14 protein-coding genes are annotated in these 17,763 nt (G+C 47.8%); 3 read left to right on the forward strand and 11 right to left on the reverse strand.

Annotation, left to right across the window (positions count from 1 at the left end; genetic code table 11):
* Positions 1–3: 3 nt before the first annotated feature.
* Positions 4–1,194: an ATP-dependent RNA helicase SrmB gene (gene srmB / locus DRW07_RS02285; protein ID WP_124026259.1), complete on the reverse strand. Its 1,191-nt coding sequence runs from the start codon at positions 1,192–1,194 to the stop codon at positions 4–6.
* A gap of 35 nt (positions 1,195–1,229) precedes the next feature.
* The gene (locus DRW07_RS02290) at positions 1,230–2,372 is read right to left on the reverse strand and encodes a tRNA nucleotidyltransferase/poly(A) polymerase-related protein (RefSeq protein WP_240630482.1); all 1,143 of its coding nucleotides are present in this window, start codon (positions 2,370–2,372) and stop codon (positions 1,230–1,232) included.
* Positions 2,373–2,473: 101 nt separating this feature from the next.
* On the opposite strand from DRW07_RS02290, the gene DRW07_RS02295 reads away from it, so the two are divergent.
* Genes DRW07_RS02295 through DRW07_RS02305 form a run of 3 tightly spaced genes read left to right on the forward strand, consistent with a single transcriptional unit; the run spans position 2,474 to position 4,990 of the window.
* On the forward strand, positions 2,474–3,385 hold the full coding sequence (locus DRW07_RS02295; RefSeq protein ID WP_124026260.1) for an ExeA family protein: 912 nt from the start codon (positions 2,474–2,476) through the stop codon (positions 3,383–3,385).
* Complete coding sequence (locus DRW07_RS02300; protein ID WP_124026261.1) at positions 3,378–4,391, forward strand: general secretion pathway protein GspB; 1,014 nt, start codon at positions 3,378–3,380, stop codon at positions 4,389–4,391. Before DRW07_RS02295 ends, DRW07_RS02300 begins: the two co-directional genes overlap by 8 nt.
* Positions 4,392–4,396: 5 nt before the next feature.
* Positions 4,397–4,990 (forward strand): 1-acyl-sn-glycerol-3-phosphate acyltransferase, encoded by a 594-nt coding sequence (locus DRW07_RS02305; protein WP_124026262.1) that lies wholly within the window; start codon positions 4,397–4,399, stop codon positions 4,988–4,990.
* Between the two features lie 20 nt (positions 4,991–5,010).
* Here the strand turns inward: DRW07_RS02305 and DRW07_RS02310 are convergent, their stop codons facing one another.
* From DRW07_RS02310 to mutS, 9 genes are all read right to left on the reverse strand, one after another.
* Positions 5,011–6,195: a cyclic di-GMP phosphodiesterase gene (locus tag DRW07_RS02310; RefSeq protein ID WP_124026263.1), complete on the reverse strand. Its 1,185-nt coding sequence runs from the start codon at positions 6,193–6,195 to the stop codon at positions 5,011–5,013.
* Positions 6,196–6,262: 67 nt separating this feature from the next.
* Positions 6,263–6,865 carry a 3-isopropylmalate dehydratase small subunit gene (leuD, locus tag DRW07_RS02315; protein ID WP_124026264.1) on the reverse strand — a complete coding sequence of 201 codons (603 nt, stop codon included), beginning with the start codon at positions 6,863–6,865 and terminating at the stop codon, positions 6,263–6,265.
* Positions 6,862–8,268 carry a 3-isopropylmalate dehydratase large subunit gene (gene leuC / locus DRW07_RS02320; RefSeq protein WP_124026265.1) on the reverse strand — a complete coding sequence of 469 codons (1,407 nt, stop codon included), beginning with the start codon at positions 8,266–8,268 and terminating at the stop codon, positions 6,862–6,864. The genes leuD and leuC overlap by 4 nt, the downstream gene beginning before the upstream one ends.
* Positions 8,269–9,369 carry a 3-isopropylmalate dehydrogenase gene (gene leuB, locus DRW07_RS02325; protein ID WP_124026266.1) on the reverse strand — a complete coding sequence of 367 codons (1,101 nt, stop codon included), beginning with the start codon at positions 9,367–9,369 and terminating at the stop codon, positions 8,269–8,271.
* Positions 9,370–10,926, reverse strand: a complete 1,557-nt coding sequence (gene leuA, locus DRW07_RS02330; RefSeq protein ID WP_124026267.1) for a 2-isopropylmalate synthase — start codon at positions 10,924–10,926, stop codon at positions 9,370–9,372.
* Positions 10,927–11,204: 278 nt separating this feature from the next.
* Positions 11,205–11,873 carry a hypothetical protein gene (locus DRW07_RS02335; protein ID WP_124026268.1) on the reverse strand — a complete coding sequence of 223 codons (669 nt, stop codon included), beginning with the start codon at positions 11,871–11,873 and terminating at the stop codon, positions 11,205–11,207.
* A 21-nt stretch (positions 11,874–11,894) separates the two neighbouring features.
* On the reverse strand, positions 11,895–13,187 hold the full coding sequence (gene eno / locus DRW07_RS02340; RefSeq protein WP_124026269.1) for a phosphopyruvate hydratase: 1,293 nt from the start codon (positions 13,185–13,187) through the stop codon (positions 11,895–11,897).
* 27 nt (positions 13,188–13,214) lie between these two features.
* Complete coding sequence (locus tag DRW07_RS02345) at positions 13,215–14,846, reverse strand: CTP synthase (RefSeq protein WP_124026270.1); 1,632 nt, start codon at positions 14,844–14,846, stop codon at positions 13,215–13,217.
* Positions 14,847–14,995: 149 nt separating this feature from the next.
* The gene (mutS, locus tag DRW07_RS02350) at positions 14,996–17,554 is read right to left on the reverse strand and encodes a DNA mismatch repair protein MutS (protein ID WP_124026827.1); all 2,559 of its coding nucleotides are present in this window, start codon (positions 17,552–17,554) and stop codon (positions 14,996–14,998) included.
* Between the last annotated feature and the right edge of the window lie 209 nt (positions 17,555–17,763).

A 17,763-nucleotide genomic window follows, 5' to 3' on the forward strand; every position in this document is an offset into this window, starting at 1 on the left:
TTATCACTTTTTCTTTTTGGTTTTCTTCTTTTTGCTTTTACTGGCACTCGGTGCTTTGTGCTTGGGCCGAAGGCCGTCAATCACTCTGGGTTTTATCAGCGTGTCGGTGTAACGGCTCACTTTACCCAGCATGTCAAAGTCGTGGGCCTCGATCAGAGATATGGCAGTACCTTTTGCGCCGGCCCTTCCTGTTCTGCCGATGCGGTGTACAAAAATATCGGCTTTACGCGGCATATCAAAGTTAATCACGTGACTCACATTGGGGACATCGATGCCTCTAGCGGCGACATCTGTGGCCACTAATACTTTTATTTTGCCGGATTTAAACGAAGCCAGCGCCTGGTTGCGTTTGTCCTGAGGCATCTCACCTTGCAACCAGCAGCATTCAATTCCCTGTTGTTGCAAGGTGTCTTTCAGCCACTGGACTCGCTCTCGGGTTTTCACAAAGACTATCGCATTAGTGATTTGTTCTTTGAGAATATGGGCCAGCAACGCAGTTTTATGGTTGAGATCATCGGCCAAATGAAACCATTGCAACGTTTTGGCTTTTTCTTTACGAGAGGGGAACGCCTCAATTTCTGCTGGATTATCAAGTATCTCCTCGGCAAAGGTTCTAACGCCTTTCCCTTCTAGTGTGGCTGAGAAAAGCATGGTTTGTTTCCGCCATCGCGCTTCAGCCGCTATTTGGTTAACGATACCGCCAAAGCCCATATCCAGCATACGGTCTGCTTCATCAAGCACTAAGATCTCAATGTCACGACAGTCGGCGGTCTCTTTTTCAATATGCTCGAATAACCGACCCGGGGTCGCAACAAGGATATCCAAATTTTTCGACAGGGTTTCTTTATCGGTGCCGTAGTTAATGCCCCCAGTAATGACGCCACATTGCAAAGCGGTAAAACGCGTGAATTTTACCGCCTGCTCGTATATTTGTATCGCTAGCTCTCGGGTAGGGGTTAGGATAAGTACACGCGTTTGGCCCGGTTCACTGCGAGGGAAATCAAGCAGATACTGGCAGGCAGGCAACAAAAATGCAGCTGTTTTTCCTGTGCCAGTTGGCGCAGACGCCAATATATCCCGTTGCTCCATTGCAATGGGTATGGCCTGCTGTTGAATGCTGGTAGGTGTACCAAAACCCATTTCGGTTGTCGCTTGGCACAACGCATCGTCTAGTTCTAATTCGCTAAAAAGCATAGGATTGAGTATAAGAAAGTAAGGTGGTTAGTTTATCAAAGGTTTAGCACTTCGCCTATGCAATACAAGCGTTTCTGTTCAAGTGCTTCTTTTATTGCCATACCTTTTAAGCCAGATTCAGCTAACGCTTTTGCAGACACTTGTTTGGCGGCATCAAGGGCGTGCTTAATTTTGTGTTGTTTTTCAGGCCAGGCTGCATCACTGAGTTCAAAAACTTGACTCATCACATCCAACATCAACAAAAATTCCTCTTCTTTTCGCCACACGTCGGCTCGGTTGAACAAGGCCAATGTTGATGACGGATTGTCCGTGATTGTGGAAAGCGTGTCTTTAACCTTATCCACGGTATGGCTAAACTGACAGAGCTTTTTAGGGGCTTTTATTTGTTTTAACCATGTTGAGGCATTTCCTGTGGGCAGTATGAGACTGATGGCAATACAGCACCTTTTAACACTATCACTGTCATGTTCGCTGGCGATTTTTTGCAGTAGGTGTAATGGCGCCTCTTTCGCTATGTCAGGGTAAAGCGGTGTAAACCAAGGCGAGATGGCATTGGCGTTAGCAAGCACCTGAAAGAAAATATCCGGGCGTCGCTCTGACAAGGCTTTTTCGGTCTCTCGCCATACCCTTTCTGCCGCTAGAGAAGTAAGCTCATTAGCACGGCTCATGGTTTGCATTAATTGCAGTGTGTCATCTGCAAGGGTAAACCCCAGGTGAGCAAACCGAGCTGCAAAGCGCGCAACACGCAGAATACGAAGCGGATCTTCACTAAAGGCGGGTGATACATGACGCAGCTTTTTGAGCTTGATGTCATCCAGACCATGATAGGGATCGTAGAGATTACCTTCACTGTCTTGTGCGATGGCGTTAATCGTTAAGTCTCGTCGCAACAGATCATCTTCTAACGTAACGTGTTCAGACGCGTCACAGGTAAATCCCGTGTAGCCCTGACCACTTTTTCTTTCTGTACGCGCAAGGGCATACTCTTCTTTAGTGGTAGGGTGCAGGTAGACGGGAAAGTCTTTACCTACCTGAATAAAACCTTGCTCTACCATGTTCTGGTGGGTCGCGCCCACTACTACCCAATCCCGCTCTTTTACGTCAATGTCGAGTAAGCTGTCGCGCACTGCGCCACCTACTAGGTACACCTTGGCGTTTTTAATCATGTATGTCTTCATTTGGATCCCTGTCACTATCATAAATCAATTTGCTTTTGACTTTGACAATAATTCCACATCTAGCTAGTTTAGAGACCGACATTTAACAGTAGTTAACAGGCATGTATCTTAATTATTTTGGGTTATCGGATAACCCGTTTTCCATTGCGCCGAATCCGGACTATCTCTATATGAGTCCGCGCCATAAGGAGGCGCTGGCGCATTTGACATTTGGCTTGCGAGAAAGCGGTGGTTTTGTCATGTTGACCGGTGAAGTGGGTACCGGCAAAACCACAGTATCACGAAAGTTGTTACAACAATTGCCAGACAATACCCAGGTGGCGATGATATTAAATCCCACATTGTCAGCATTGGAACTGCTAGCGACAATTTGTGATGAGCTGGGCATTGACTATGAGGCGGCTAAAGGCAGCCTGAAGTACTTTTCTGACAAAATTCTTAAAAAACTGGCCGACAATCATCAAATTGGCGTAAACACGGTACTTATTATCGATGAAGCGCAACACCTTATGCCAGAGGTGCTGGAGCAATTACGCCTGCTGACCAATTTAGAAACAAATCGAGAAAAGTTGTTGAAAGTTGTGCTCATTGGCCAGCCCGAATTGCAACAGCTGTTGAAACGCAACGAACTTAGGCAGTTGGCCCAGCGTATTACCGCTCGATATCACTTGCTGCCGCTAGATGCGAATGAAGTGAAGCTTTATGTTGGACACAGACTAAGCGTAGCCAACGGTGATGTGCATATATTCAGTGAAGGCACGCTCAGAGCAATTCATGCCATAAGTGGAGGCATTCCAAGAGTGATAAACCTGTTGTGTGATCGCGCGTTAACACTGGCGTTCACCAAGCAGAGCGCCACGGTTAAAAAGCCGGTATTTTTGGCGGCGGCAGAACAAATACTCGGTGCTGACGTTGTCGCGCAAAGGCTGCAGAGTCAGTCCAGAGCGATTCTTATTGGGTTATTTGTGTTATCTATTGCGCTGGGTTATGGCATAGGGGCAGCTTATGTCTGAATGTATCAGTGTTTCTCAGCTGCAGCCCGGCATGGTCATTGTGCGTATCACAGAGCAAAATGGCCCGGTAAAAATTAAAAAATCGGGATTGGTTACCAGCAACGATATGATCAGAGGGTTGTCTGAAATGGGTGTGCTTGCGGTTGAAATTGACCCCGAGCAAACTGTCGAACTTGAAGCTGAAAGCGTTACCGCTGAGCCTACAGGCAGCACACAGACCCAAGCTTTGCTGAAAGGGCAATATGATCGTCAGGGGCACTATGACAATCAACTTGCAGACCAATTCAACCGCAACTTGTTTTTGCCCAGCGTGCAAGGTATTCCGTCTATGTGGATGGTGTATTTTCGCCAGTCATTGCTGATCATTATGATTGTGCTACTTGGGGGCGGAGTAGGTTTTGCAGGGGCAACCTACACGCTGTGGTGGCCATTATATGAGCAATCAGCGCCTGTTGTTGAGCAGCAAGCTGCACCCAGCATACCCACGGAGATTGCAACAGGAAAGCCCACGCAAACAGTAAATACTGAGCCCACTGAATCAGACACTCAACCAGTACCTGCGCAGCCTGTAGAGGAAACGCCTCGTGCAATCGAAGAGGCCGAGGATGATATCAGCGAAGGCACCTTGCTTACACAAACGCCTGACGACGAACCTGTGCAAGTGTCACCTGAAATTCTACGCCGGTTTAACCAAGCCGTCGAAGCGTTGGATAACGAAAGTAGCTCACGGGATGAAACGCCCCAAGTCGCTGTTCGACAGGGTAGCGATGTACAACGCATTGATCAGTTACCCGTGCGGGTAATGACAACCTTGCCCACCATGACATTTAGCGCTCATATGTATGCATCAAGACCCAGTGATAGATGGGTGAGGGTGAATGGACTGCGATTGCAGGAGGGCGACTGGATTGACGACAAGGTACGTATAGTAAACATAGAGGCACAGCGCGTTATTCTCGAATACCAAGATGAAGTATTCAGCATGGCAGCACTGACAGACTGGTAGCATGAATGACTGCGTCAGCATTTGATATTCCAAAACACTTCAAGGCGGGCAGGCCTGCCTGGGTTATTGGCTTGGGGCGATGGTTAGCTAAGCGAGCTGGCTGGTCCTTAACGGGGGCGTTTCCAGACAAGCCGGGTAAGTATGTGGTGCCTGTCGCGCCGCATACATCAAACTGGGACTTTGTTATTGGCCTCTATCTTGTGTTGGCACTGGATTTGAAAGTCAATTGGCTAGGCAAACACACAATATTTGTACCAGGGGTAGCAAAACTGTGGCGCGCACTTGGCGGTATTCCTGTTGACCGGGCACACCCTTCAGGTGTGTTGACATCACTCGAGCAACTGATGTCAACACAAGCTGCAACACTGATTGCCATAGCACCTGAGGGCACGCGCAAAAAAACTACGCGCTGGAAGACGGGGTTCCTGCGGCTGGCCTGCAACGCCAACGCGACAGTCATTCCCATTGGTATTGACAGTAAATCCAAACAATTCAAGGTACTGACGGCTTATTCACCGACTGGTGAGGTAGAGGATGATCTTAAAGCCATACAGGCTCAAATGTCCCACTGTCAGGGCATTAACCCCGACAATATGTGAAGCGCAATATCGCCGTTGCGCTATACCTGATGCACAAATACGTCGCGGAAGAAGCGAGGAAGGTTGATATTGAAATCTGCCGGCTGTACGCTGGCTTCTATCTCATCGTCAATTTTGCTTAAATCAATCCGTTTAATATCACTGTGGTGATTGCCCACCACACTGTAAAACGTCATGACGACGGGCTTGAGCATGTCATCAGGGTTCGGCTTTGCCACCAAGCCTAAACGGCCGCTTTTTAATTTCACCAATGAACCTACTGGATAGATACCGATACAAGCGATAAATTGCTTAACAAGCTCCGAATCTAAGCCTGGCGTTTTGCTCAAGCGTTTTAGTGCCACCGCGGGTGGCAGTGCTTTTTGATAGGGGCGCTCTGAAATCATGGCATCGTAACTATCAACAATGGCTGCCATACGGGCAAAAGGCGAGACGTCATCGCCCGACAACCCCTTGGGATAGCCACTTCCATCTACGCGCTCGTGATGTTGTTCCACAACGGTTCTAGAAATGGTGGGCATATCGCCACACCGTTCGAGTAAGTCCAGGCCATGCTCAACATGATTTTTAATCATCACCCAGTCATCCTGAGTTAATGACACATTGTTGTTGCGAATTTCAGGAGAAACCCAGGTCATACCCAAATCCATAGACATCACACCCAAACTCAACTCTTCAATTATCACGCTGTCATAGCCTAAATGATCAGCAAAGAGTGCAATCAGCACGCTGCAATTTATGCCGTGTTCTAGCAGGTATTGATCAGCGTTTTTAATCATGGTCAGGCAACACATAGCACTGGGATTATCGAACACACTTTCAATAATGCTCTGTGAAATATTCTGTATTGGGGTGATATCGTTTGCAGCACCAGATTTGAGCTTAGACAGAAACTCACCCTGTATCATGACGGCTTCAAGATACAAATCATTGGCTTTGTGCAAATCTTCACCGCTGGCTTCGGTATTCTGTGGTTTGCAGGATAATTCGGGCTCGGCAACTTGTTCCTTCTCTGCCGGTGCTTCGATACGACTTTTACTCAGGTCCACCTCAACTTTGGTGATACCTTGTTGCTTGATTTTTTCAATACCAACAGCCGTTTTAACCTGGCCTTTTGACCTCATCACTACGTTGCCCTGTTGCGCTACAACACGGTTAACATAGTGACCAGGTACTAGTTCATCGACAGACAGTATCTTGAGCATAAACGGATATAAAGCGCTGTGTAATCTTACTTAAACAAAAGATTAGCACACTTATATCCAATTAGTGCTATTGCCATGAAAGTTGCTTAGATTCAAATTGTGTTATGGCTTCGTCATGCAATAAAGTTTGACCAATGCTGTCCAATCCTGACGTCAATGTAAACTTATGCGGTGCTGAAATCTGAAAAGAATAGTCAACGCCATTTACCACCAGGCATTGTGCGTGTAAATCCACCTTAAACTCGGTTTCATGATCGCGTTTTACCGCATCGAAAAGCGCGTCTATGTGTTCAGATGACAGCTGAATGGGCAAAATTTGATTGTTAATGCAGTTGCCATAAAAAATGTCTGCAAAGCTGGTAGCGACGATCACCTTAAAACCGTAATCCCCCAAAGCCCATGGGGCGTGTTCACGACTGGAACCACAGCCAAAGTTTTCTCGGGTTAGCAGCACGCTTGCACCCTGGTGCTGAGGATAGTTAAGTATAAAGTCTGGGTCTGGTCTCGATGCATCTGCGTTGAGATAGCGCCAATCAAAAAACAGGTTTTTGCCGAAGCCTTTGCGCGATACCGACGTTAAAAACTGTTTGGGTATGATTTGGTCGGTATCCACATTCGCCTGGTCCAGAGGAACGGCTTTACCAGTGTGTGTTGAAAATCCCGTACTCATTTTTCACCTCCAAAGGTTCTTGCATCAGCAAAACGCCCGCTAAGGGCTGCCGCAGCGGCCATCTCTGGGCTGACCAAATGCGTTCTAGCGCCCCGTCCCTGACGCCCTTCAAAATTACGATTACTGGTTGAGGCGCAGCGGTCGCCCTCGGTCAGTAAGTCATCATTCATCCCCAGGCACATTGAACATCCGGGTAAACGCCATTCAAAACCTGCTTCAATGAATATCTTATCGAGGGCTTCCTGTTCAGCCTGCATTTTTACCTGCGCAGAGCCAGGCACTACGATAGCCGTCACAGAGTCGGCTACCTTTCCTTGTTTGGCAATGTGTGCAGCAGCCCTCAAGTCTTCAATTCGGCTGTTGGTACAAGAACCGATGAACACATGGGATACACTCACGTCTGTTAGGCGTTGACCGGGTTGTAAACCCATGTAAGCCAATGCCTTTTCGGCAGAGGCTTTTTCGACATTGTCGGTAAAGTCGTTTGGCGCAGGTACTGGCGTATTCACGCCCACTACTTGACCCGGATTTGTACCCCATGTGATTTGTGGCTCTATGTCCTGTGCAGCTAGTACCACTTCTGTATCGAATACGGCGTCGCTGTCAGTATGCAACTGTTTCCAATAAGACACTGCCTGTTCCCAATCTGCACCCTTGGGCGCGTATTCTCTGTCTTTTAAGTAGGCGAAAGTGGTGTCGTCTGGTGCAATTAAACCCGCCTTAGCACCCGCTTCAATACTCATATTGCAAATGGTCATACGCGCTTCCATAGAAAGCGCTTGAATGGCTGTTCCAGCATATTCAATAACATGACCCGTAGCGCCAGCGTGGCCAATTTTGCCGATGATCGCTAGGACAATGTCTTTGGCAGTAATGCCAACGGGCAGTTCACCTTCAATAGTGACCCGCATGGTTTTTGCTCTGGCTTGTTTTAAGGTTTGCGTTGCCAGAACATGCTCGACCTGAGATGTACCAATACCAAACGCCAAGGCTCCAAAAGCGCCATGGGTGGCGGTGTGAGAATCGCCACACACCACTGTCATGCCAGGTTGAATGATGCCCAGTTCCGGCCCCATCACATGCACAATGCCCTGCTTTTGATGACCCACATCATAAAGCGTAATTCCGTGCTTCTGACAGTTCTGAGCAAGCGTTTGCAGTTGTTTATAGTTTTCCGGGCCACAGGCATCCAATGCCAAGGATCGCGTCGAGATGCTGTGGTCCATAGTGGCTATGGTGCGGTCAGGACGACGTACCTTACGCCCTTTATCCTCTAGACCCGCAAACGCTTGGGGAGAGGTCACTTCGTGAATGAGATGACGGTCTATATACAATAGACAATCATTGTCCTGTTCGGCGACTAAGTGAGCGTCGAACACTTTTTCGTACAGAGTTTTAGCCATTTAGTTTTGCTCCGAAAGAATATGGTTTACAACCGCATCACCCACGTTTTGGGTTGTGGCGGCTTGCCCCGTTGCACCAGGCATACGCAACTCAGCGGTGAGGATTTTTGCTTCAAGCGTTGCAACAACGGCACGCTCAATAGCATCGGCTGCTTCTGCCTCATCAAAGCTAAATCTCAGCATCATGGCGGCAGACAATATTTGTGCGATAGGATTGGCGATGCCCTGACCGGCAATGTCTGGTGCTGAGCCGCCCGCCGGCTCATAAAGGCCAAACCCGGCGCTGTTCATACTCGCAGAGGCTAACAAGCCCATGGAGCCGGTCATCATGGCACATTCGTCTGAAATAATGTCGCCAAACAAGTTTGAGCACAGCATCACATCAAATTGGGCGGGGTTTTTCATCACCTGCATGGTCGCGTTATCAATGTAGATGTGTTCCAGTGTTACTTGAGGATAGTCTTTTGCTACTTCTTCAGTGACTTCGCGCCATAAACGGCTGGTCACCAACACATTGGCTTTATCTACTGAGGTTACCTTATTATTACGACGTGAAGCCGCTTCAAAGGCCGAGCGTGCGATGCGTTCAATTTCCGCGCGCGTGTAACGCATAGTATCGTAAGCAAACTCGTCATCCCCTTCGCCTTCACGGCCTTTAGGCTGACCAAAGTAGATGCCACTGGTTAACTCACGTACAACTAATACATCAACACCGCTTGCTGCAATGTCGGCGCGCAAAGGAGAGAGCGCTTCCAGACCGGGGTAAATTTTAGCAGGACGCAAATTACTAAAGAGATCAAAGTGGCTGCGCAATGTTAATAATGCGGCTCGCTCTGGGCGTTTCTCAAGCGGCAGCGTATCCCACTTAGGTCCACCGATAGAGCCAAAAAGAATGGCATCAGCGGCCTCACAGCCAGCCAAGGTAGCGGGTGGAAGGGCTTCGCCCTGTGTATCAATCGCAAAACCACCCACCGCGTACTCGTTACGGTTAAATGTCAACGAAAACCGAGAAGCAATAGCATCCAGTACTTTGTTTGCTTCCGCCATTACTTCTGGCCCGATACCGTCTCCTGCTAATACGGCAATGTTATACGTTGTCATTTATACTCCTGCTACACGTGATTGTTTTTGTTCGTCTATCTGGTCGGCCAGATAGGTATTATTTAATACATAGATAAGGGCTTTCACACCCGACTCTACAATGTCTGTGGCCAAACCAATGCCATGGAAGCGTCTGCCGCGGTATTCAGCAATAACACTTACCTGTGCCAGTGCGTCGGCACCTTCGCCTTTAGAATCTAACTTGAAGTCTACGATGGAAAAGTGCTCATCGTGTTCAAACAGGGTCATAATGGCATTAAAAGAGGCGTCGACGGGGCCATTACCGGTGGCTGAACGGGTGTGTACCTCTTCCCCTACTTGCAACCGAACAGTGGCGCTTGGGATAATTTCTTTACCCGAGGTAGCCTGTAATGCCAACAGCTTAAAGTGCGCGTATTCCTGCTTCTGCTGATCGAAAAACAGTAAAGCTTCTAAATCATAATCATAAACTTGGCCCTTCTTGTCAGCCAGTTTTAGGAACAGTGTATAGATACTTTCCAAGTCGTAGTCCTGAGACTGATATCCCAGTTCGGCTAATCGATGTTTAATCACGTGGCGACCCGAGCGCGAAGTCAGGTTTAGATTATTTTTGTTAATACCCACACTTTCCGGGGTCATGATTTCATAGGTATTTTGGGCTTTTAACACACCATCTTGGTGAATACCCGAGGAGTGACTAAACGCATTCGCACCCACAATGGCTTTGTTGGCCTGCACAGGCATATTACACAACTGACTGACCAATTTTGAGGTTCGGCTAATTTCCTGAGTGTCTATTTTGGTCTCAAGACCAAACTTGGCCTTGCGGGTATTTAAAATCATGGCTATTTCTTCCAATGAGCAATTACCCGCGCGCTCTCCAATACCATTAATGGTGCATTCAACCTGACGCGCGCCATTTTCAATAGCGGCCAGTGAGTTGCCCACAGCCAGACCTAAGTCGTTGTGACAATGCACAGAGATAGTGGCTTTATCAATATTCGGCACGCGATTGAAAAGCTGACCGATAATGCCGCCAAATTCAGTGGGGGTAGTGTAGCCAACCGTGTCCGGAATGTTCACTGTGGTAGCACCTGCTTTGATCGCGTTTTCCACCATTCTGCATAAATAATCTATATGGGTTCTACCCGCGTCCTCACAGGAAAACTCCACATCATCCGTAAATCGGCGAGCGTGTTTTATGGCAGCAACAGCCATGTCGACAATATCGTCCTGTGACTTTTTCAGTTTGTTACTAACGTGAATGTCTGAAGTGGCAATGAAGGTATGAATGCGGAATTGCTCGGCAACACGCAAGGCTTCGCCGCATGCATCTATGTCTTTTTCCAGTGCCCTGGACAAGCCACATACGGTACTGTCCTTAACAACTCTGGCTATTTCCTGAACGGAGGCGAAATCACCAGGAGATGATACCGGAAACCCGGCTTCAATAACGTCCACACCTAAACGTTCCAGAGCAAGGGCAATCTGACACTTTTCCTTCATGCTGAGACTGGCAGGCAGTGCTTGCTCACCGTCCCTCAATGTCGTGTCGAAAATGATAATTCGATTGTCCATGTTTCCTCCATTGCTACTTTGTTTAGATGTTTTTTAGCCATAAAAAAACCCGTGCGGTGCACGGGTTTTATTTGTTCTTTTGCGACAGTCGCAATCTACCCGTGCAGTCTTGCTGCCATAAGGAGTAGAAGGAGAAGCGATGCAAATTTCATTATTCTTTTCGTGCACTGTCGTTGGTCCAGTAAATGTAATCTGAATAGGCAGAAGAGGTCAACCAGAAATGCAAAGTATTTTAGGTATTAGTTAAAACAGACTGCTATAAGCGCGCGAATAAAAGTCTAATGTTTGACAGGCTTTAGTTTGAAATGCTTCCAGTCTATTTGCGTAGACAGCATCATTTGCCTGAGTGTTAACGCTTGTGGTGCACTTTTGCTTTTATGATTCCAGCTGTGTCCGCAGCACGCCGCTTGCATTATGGCTTTGGTTGGCTTTAACAGCAGTATGTTCAGATGGGAAAAGCGTTGCTCAGCATTTGTGCCGCTGTAATCGAACCAGCCATATTTGTTTAAGTGGATTTGCATGGACGCCGTGTTGACTCTATCGATACAGTCTAATTCGATGCTTTCTTTATCCAGCTCTCTTGTTCTAACGGGCACCACTAGGCCGGGTGCTGCATGTTGTTGATACCAGTGTTTTGTTCGCTCAGGATCGACATTACGCCCGGGCGACTTGGCCGCCTGCTTGCTTTGCCAAGAGCCGTTGTGACTATCAACATCGAGCGGCCATGCGTTGTCATTTTGTTGAGCACAAAGGAAGTAGGCAATGCGCTTTACGTGGTGACTTAAACCCGCCAAGCGGCGCTGCATTAATGAAAGTTGTTTGGGGCCAGAAAAGGCCAGGTTGTGAAGTTCACGCTCGTAGAGCGCGTTACAGATTTCAGCAAAGTCGCTATGAGCAGGGCTTGGCGATTGAACAAATGAGAAAAAATCAGATTGTTTATCGCTCATAGCCCTACTTAATGCAGTTGTTTACTGCCCTTTGATTTCCTGACGTCCGCGGTAAATGGCCGCATCACCCAAGGCTTCTTCAATGCGCAGTAGCTGGTTGTACTTTGCTACGCGATCAGAACGGCAAAGTGAACCTGTTTTAATTTGACCCGCTGCAGTACCTACTGCTAAATCAGCAATAGTGGCATCTTCGGTTTCACCAGAGCGGTGCGAGATAACTGCAGTAAAGCCAGCGTCTTTCGCCATTTTGATCGCATTTAGGGTTTCGGTCAATGAGCCGATCTGATTGAACTTGATCAGAATACTGTTGCCGATACCCTCATCGATGCCACGCTTGAGTATTTTGGTATTGGTAACAAACAAGTCATCACCAACCAGCTGCACGCGATCACCCACTTTTTCCGTTAATGCTTTCCAGCCATCCCAGTCGCTCTCATCCATACCATCTTCAATAGAAACAATAGGATAGCGTTCAGAAAGGCCCGCAAGATAGTCAGCAAAGCCATTTGCATTAAACGACTTACCTTCGCCAGACAGATTGTATTGACCGTCTGTGTAAAACTCGGATGACGCACAGTCCAGAGCCAGCGTAACATCTTCATTCATTTTATAACCCGCTGCTTCCACAGCTTGAACAATCACCGCTAAGGCTTCTTCATTCGAACTTAGGTTAGGTGCGAACCCACCTTCATCACCTACCGCTGTGTTAAGGCCTTTCGCCGACAATACTTTTTTCAGTGAGTGAAAAATTTCAGCACCCATGCGCAAGGCTTCTTTGAAGCTTGGTGCACCGACGGGCTGAACCATAAATTCTTGAATATCAACGTTGTTGTCGGCGTGTTCTCCGCCGTTGATGATATTCATCATAGGCACAGGCATGCTGTATTGGCCCGAGGTACCGTTAAGGTCCGCGATGTGCTCATACAAGGCTACGCCTTTTTCAATAGCTGCTGCTTTTGCCGTTGCTAACGATACTGCCAGTATTGCATTGGCACCGAGCTTCTCTTTATTTTCTGTGCCATCTAGATCTAGCATGACTTGATCAACGTCTGCTTGTGCAAGCGCATCTTTGCCGATCAGTGCTGGCGCAATGGCATTGTTTACGGCATCTACTGCTTTTTGAACGCCTTTTCCAAGGTAACGGCTCTTGTCACCGTCGCGTAACTCTAAGGCTTCCCTTGAGCCGGTAGACGCGCCTGAGGGGGCTGCAGCGCGCCCCATAGCGCCACTTTCTAAATATACGTCAGCTTCAACCGTGGGGTTACCACGTGAGTCCATAATCTCACGACCAACTATACGAGCGATTTTCGCCATTTCAATTCCTCAACAATCTTAGTTGTATTAGTGATTTTCTTTTTGATATTCACCGGCCGCAGCCACGAAACCCGTAAACAAAGGATGTCCATCACGCGGTGTGGAGGTAAATTCCGGGTGGAATTGGCCCGCCACAAACCAAGGATGGTCAGGGATTTCGATAACTTCAACAAGTCGCTTGTCGGTAGACAAACCACTGACTACAAGACCAGCTTTTTCTATCTCGCCACGTAAATTATTATTCACCTCGTAACGGTGACGATGCCGTTCGTGGATAGCTTCACTGCCATAAGCCTGATGCACTTTGGTATTGGGGATAAGGTGACAAAGCTGACTTCCCAAACGCATAGTACCGCCTAAATCAGACGATTCGTCACGTTGTTCAGTGCTGCCATCCGAATCCAGCCATTCGGTGATCAAACCTACAACAGGGTAGGGGGTATTTGGGTTAAACTCGGTACTGTTTGCGTCTTCCATGCCAACTACGTTGCGGGCATATTCTATATAGGCCACCTGCATGCCCAAACAGATACCCAAATAAGGGACTTTGTTTTCTCGTGCGTATTGGGCTGCCGAAATTTTTCCTTCAATGCCGCGCTCGCCGAAGCCGCCTGGCACAAGAATGGCGTCGTATTTGTCTAAAATACTGTTGCCTTTACTCTCGATATCTTGCGAGTCAACATAATGAATGTTCACAGTAAAACGGTTTTTTAGGCCAGCGTGTTTCAGTGCTTCATTCACCGACTTGTAGGCATCGGGCAATTCTACGTATTTGCCGACCATGGCAATGTTCACTTCTGCTGTTGGGTTGGACTCTGCATAGAGTACCTGTTCCCATTCGGTTAAATCAGCTTCAGGGCATTCAAAGCCGAACCGGTCAACGACTAATTGGTCCATGCCTTGTGATTTTAGGGTGGCCGGTATGCGGTAGATGGAATCAACGTCTTTCAGTGCGATAACCGCTTTTTCAGCAACATTAGTGAACATAGCAATTTTTGAGCGCTCTGTAGTCGGCAGTGGACCTTCAGAACGACAAACCAAAATGTCAGGTTGGATACCGATGGAACGAAGCTCTTTTACAGAATGCTGTGTTGGCTTGGTTTTTACTTCGCCCGATGCTGCCATGTAAGGCACCAAAGTCAGGTGCATATACATGGCTCTTTCACGGCCAAGTTCTGTACCCAATTGTCTGATTGCTTCCAGGAACGGGTGAGATTCGATATCGCCTACTGTGCCACCAATTTCAACAATAGCGACGTCAAAACCTTCTGCACCCTCAATAACACGACGTTTGATCTCGTTAGTGATATGAGGAATAACCTGAATGGTTGCACCAAGAAAATCACCACGACGCTCGCGTTTGAGTACTTCTTCGTAAACACGCCCAGTGGTGAAATTATTGCGCTTAGTCATATGCGTACGAATAAAGCGCTCATAGTGCCCAAGGTCTAAATCTGTTTCTGCGCCATCGTCGGTAACAAAAACTTCACCGTGTTGGATCGGGCTCATTGTGCCCGGATCAACATTGATGTAAGGGTCGAGTTTAAGCATGGTGACAGAAAGACCACGCGCTTCAAGGATAGCGGCAAGAGAGGCAGCTGCAATGCCTTTACCCAATGATGAAACCACACCACCGGTGACAAAAATATAATGTGTCATGCAAAACCTAGGGCTGTAATTGAACTGTTTTATACCAAACAAACACAAAAACCACCCGTCCCTGATACCTTATGGGGTGGGCAATTGGTCTTTGAAAGTTTGTTCTTTGGATGGCGTGATAGTATAGGCAAAAGCGGGTTGTATAACAATCATTTCCCGCTATTCTGCTCAAATTCCTGTTTTAGGGCATATACCCAATCCAGTGCCTGGCGCGGTGTCATGCTGTCAGGTTCGACCTGGCTGATTTTTTCCATGAGTGTTTTACTGTGAGGCGATTCAGCCTCTGCTTCAATTGGCTGAGATAACCAGTCTACCTGTTTGTTTGCTTCGTCCGCTGCGTGTGTGGCTTCCAAATAGTGTAAACGTTGTTTGGCTGCAAGCACCACGCGATTTGGCACGCCAGCCAGTTTAGCAACCTGTAGGCCATAACTTTTGCTAGCCGCACCATCGGTTACGGTATGCAAAAACTTCACTGTATCATTGTGTTCAATCGCATTGACGTGGACGTTGTCTACGCTAGGCAACTGTGTCGCTAATTCGGTGAGTTCGAAATAATGGGTGGCAAACAAGGTGAATGCATTGAGTGTATGCGCAAGATACTCGGCACAGGCCCACGCTAATGACAGTCCATCATAAGTACTGGTGCCGCGGCCAATTTCGTCCATTAGCACAAGAGACGTTGCCGTTGCATTATTGAGAATGGTGGCTGTCTCTGTCATTTCAACCATAAACGTCGAACGGCCTGATGCAATATCATCGGCAGCCCCAATGCGGGTAAATATACTATCAAAAACGCCGATTTGTGCATTGTTAGCAGGTACAAAACAACCAATATGCGCCATTAAAACAATGAGCGCAGTCTGTCGCATATAGGTTGATTTACCGCCCATATTCGGCCCTGTGATGATCAACATCTTCCGTTTTGGGTCCAGGGTGAGCGAATTGGCAATAAAGGGTTCATCTCTGGCGCTTTCAACGACAATGTGGCGACCATTGTCATAGCAAAGCTCACTGCTTTGGGTTAATGTCGGGCGGAACAGATTCAGGTTTTCTGCTCGCTCTGCAAATGTAAGCATGACATCCAGTTCTGCCAGTGCATTTGTACAGGTCATCAGTGCGTTGAGCTGAGCGTGCAGGGGCTCAAAAAGGCCGTCATACAAGGATTTCTCTAACGCCAGCGCTTTGCTTTGGCTATTTAACACTTTATCTTCGTGTTCCTTTAACTCAGGCAGAATATAACGTTCTGCATTCTTGAGTGTTTGGCGCCTGATGTATTCTGGAGGAATCTGCTCTGCACTGGCTCGGCTGGTTTCGATGTAAAAACCGTGGACTTTGTTGTAACCCACTTTTAGCGTCGAAATGCCGGTTCTCTCTTTTTCTCTTTGCTCTAGTTCCTTGAGGTAATCTGTTGCACCTGTGGCCAGCGCTCTAAGTTCATCGAGCTCAGATGAGTATCCATCAGCAATGACGCCGCCATCTCTCAATACGACGGGCGGGTTGTCAATAATGGCCTGTTGCAACAGATCGGCAAGTGCTGGGAAGGTGCTGATTTGTGCAGATAAGGTGTTGAGTAAGCGGTCTTCCGGCGCTTGTGACAGCTCAGCTTGCAAAGCCGGTAACTCGCACAGCGCATTGCGCAACCTGGCTAAGTCTCGTGGACGTGCAGAACGCAATGCCACGCGTGCCATTATCCGCTCTACGTCTCCAATGCGTTTTAGGCAATCCTGCAAGTCCGAATAATTGATTTGCTGTAAGCTTTCAATCGCATCGTATTGGTTATTTAAGTGTTCCTGATTGGTGATGGGACTGTGTATTTTTCGTTGTAAAAGGCGGCTTCCCATTGAGGTTGAACAGGTATCAAGCGCTGAAAACAACGTAAAGTCCTGTGTGCCAGACAGGTTTTGAGTCAGCTCGAGGTTTCGTCGTGTAGCAGCATCAAGGTGCACCCTTGAGTCTGTTCTCTCTGGTGTGAGCGCTCGAATGTGCGGTAACGCCGCGCGTTGGGTATCTTTGACATACTGTAAAACACAGCCCGCCGCGCCCAAAGACAAACGCTCATTGGTGACGCCGAATCCATCAAGCGCAGATACAGAGAATTGTTTGCACAGCTGTTGCTGGGCGGAATCTACATCAAACTCCCAGACGGGGCGTCGTCTCAGGCCCTTGTATTGTTCTATCAGTGGCGAATGTGTGAAGTCCTCAGGATAAAGCAATTCAGCGGGGTTTAATCGTTGCAATTCGGTGCTGAATGCTTCCTTAGAGGCGGCTTCAATGATACTGAATCGGCCACTGGATAAATTCAGCGCGGCAATACCAAACTGTGCTTCATGACAACATACAGCGCATAATAAGCTGTCTCGACGTTCTTCCAGTAAAGCTTCATCGGTAATCGTACCCGGCGTAACAATGCGCTGGACTTGTCTCTCAACAGGACCTTTACTGGTGGCAGGGTCGCCCACCTGTTCACAGATCGCCACAGACTCGCCTAACTTCACTAGCCTTGCCAAGTAGCCCTCAACCGCGTGAAAAGGTACCCCTGCCATGGGAATGGGCTCACCGCCAGACTTTCCTCTAGCAGTCAGAGATATGTCCAATAGCTCAGCCGCCTTCTTGGCATCTTCATAAAAAAGCTCGTAAAAGTCGCCCATGCGATAAAAAAGTAGAATATTGGGATGCTGGGCTTTGATCGCCAGGTACTGGCGCATCATGGGCGTCACTGTGTTGTTGTTTTTATCGGCGCTCATTGTGTCTCGTAGGAAAACTGCAATGGCACTATTGTATGCAGATTAAAGAAAAAACGAAGTACTTATTATAAAATCAAATCATCGTGCGCAAACCTTGAACAACGCGAGAAGAAGCTGGCTGGTCAAGGTGCACACCGCGCAGATAATTAACCTAATAGGGGCAATACCCCTTA

The sequence above is a fragment of the Paralteromonas sediminis genome (assembly GCF_003820355.1).
GTDB lineage: Bacteria > Pseudomonadota > Gammaproteobacteria > Enterobacterales > Alteromonadaceae > Alteromonas_F > Alteromonas_F sediminis.